This window comes from Candidatus Afararchaeum irisae (assembly GCA_034190545.1).
In the GTDB taxonomy this organism is placed as follows: Archaea; Halobacteriota; Halobacteria; order Halobacteriales; family Afararchaeaceae; genus Afararchaeum; species Afararchaeum irisae.
Genome location: JAXIOF010000099.1, coordinates 1 through 1623, shown reverse-complemented (window position 1 = coordinate 1623; position 1623 = coordinate 1). Strand labels below are relative to the sequence as shown.

General features: G+C 52.4%; 3 protein-coding genes. All 3 read left to right on the top strand.

Annotation, left to right across the window (positions count from 1 at the left end; genetic code table 11):
* A partial coding sequence (locus SV253_09525) for a hypothetical protein (protein MDY6776289.1) occupies positions 1 to 202 on the top strand: 202 nt, incomplete at its 5' end.
* Positions 192 to 560, top strand: a complete 369-nt coding sequence (locus tag SV253_09520) for a phosphatidate cytidylyltransferase (GenBank protein ID MDY6776288.1) — start codon at positions 192 to 194, stop codon at positions 558 to 560. The genes SV253_09525 and SV253_09520, both read left to right, overlap by 11 nt.
* Before the next feature lie 57 nt (positions 561 to 617).
* Positions 618 to 1565 (top strand): hypothetical protein, encoded by a 948-nt coding sequence (locus SV253_09515; GenBank protein ID MDY6776287.1) that lies wholly within the window; start codon positions 618 to 620, stop codon positions 1563 to 1565.
* The last annotated feature ends 58 nt before the right edge of the window (positions 1566 to 1623 follow it).

Genomic DNA, 1623 nt, shown 5'->3' with positions numbered 1-1623 from the left:
AGGAGCTAGACATTACTCCCTGTGGGTCTTCGTGAAAGAAGAGTATCACGGTCTCGGCGCAGTTACTTCTTCTGTATATACGGTGTTGACTATACAAGTCGAATCGGAACTCACAGACACCGAAGACTTCATGACTTATGACACAGATCTGACCAGAAACTGCTTTACCACACCGTTGAGTAACCAACACTATGGGTTCTGACAGTCTTCGTGACCGTATCAGCCCCTACCGGGGTGGTCTCACAGTACTCTTGCTCGCCTTCCTTCTGGCTGCTGTCTGGCTTACAGAAGCATCTCCTCTTATATATGTCTACTTCGCGGTACCCATACTCTACCTCGGTGCGAGTACATTCGACTCGTTTCGAGACCATCCGGTGTATAATCTTCTCCGTGGTATGTTTGTTCTCTACCTCATCGGCGGACAGTATCTCTTGACGCCGCAGAGCCGGGCTCTGCTTGTCCTGACAGTACTCTCAGCGTTCGGCGTAGCCGTCGAAGCCTACAACTACGTGAAAGGAACCTCGTATCTCCGTGTCGAGTTCCCGGAAAACTCCGGATGAGATGGTCTCTTTCTACAGAAATACTTTATCCGGGGACTCCGTCGGTAGAGTAATAATATGAATCCGAGAGACGGACTGTCTATCACACGTCGACAAGCAGTTCGTGCCACGGGATTAGCGGCTCTGACTTCACTCACGGGATGTCTCTCGGGACTCCACTCACAGTCAGAGTCAGAAACGACGGAGTACTCCTTTGACGTAGAAAGTATCTCCACCTCTCCTGTCGAACACTCCCTCTACCAGCCCGAAGACGGTAACCTCTTCGGAGACCCCGCGAGGGAAGCACTTGGCAATATACTACCCGAGGGACGCCATACTACTTACGGCTACACGCCTCTTCCTGACGACGCTTACGTCGAGACGGAGGAAGGATATTACCAAGTCAAAAATACCATCACGGGGCGCAGAAAGACCGAGCGCACAGTAGTCGAAGCCGTCCGAGTCTCGGAGGAAAACATCCCGCGTGACGCAGTCGAATTAGATGACCTCGAACGACCCGTGGCACGTGTCCTCAAGATTCTGCATACTAACCATGTCACTAATGGCGAGGGAGGTGCCTCGGATCTACTCCACGGAGACGTCTACGTTCTGCGTCGACCTGCCGAGACCGATAGCCGTCTGGGGACGCGTGAACTCGACGGCGAGGTCGTGAGGATGGAAGAGACAGGACCGTGGGCTTACAGGATCGACGTCACAGACGAGAACATAACGGAGACTGAGTACAGTACTCTCACGGTGAAGGTGGCTGACTCACGTGACGAGTTCCGTGACGTAGTCTTCGAGTCACGTGTCGACGCCGAGATCTATCCTGGCGATCTACAAGATGAGGAGAGTGACCTACTTGAGAAGGCTATAACTGATGGTACATACACGGAGGAGACGCCACTCACGGAGGCTTTCGAGAGTCTACTCGACAGACTGGGTCTTGACGACACGTCCGAGAACGGACATCTTTGGTACGACACCGAGTACTACAGCTATACTCTCTACGTGGATGAAGCATAATATACGGAGCCAAAATAAATGCCACCTGACCTCAGCCTAGGAATATTCGGTGTAATAC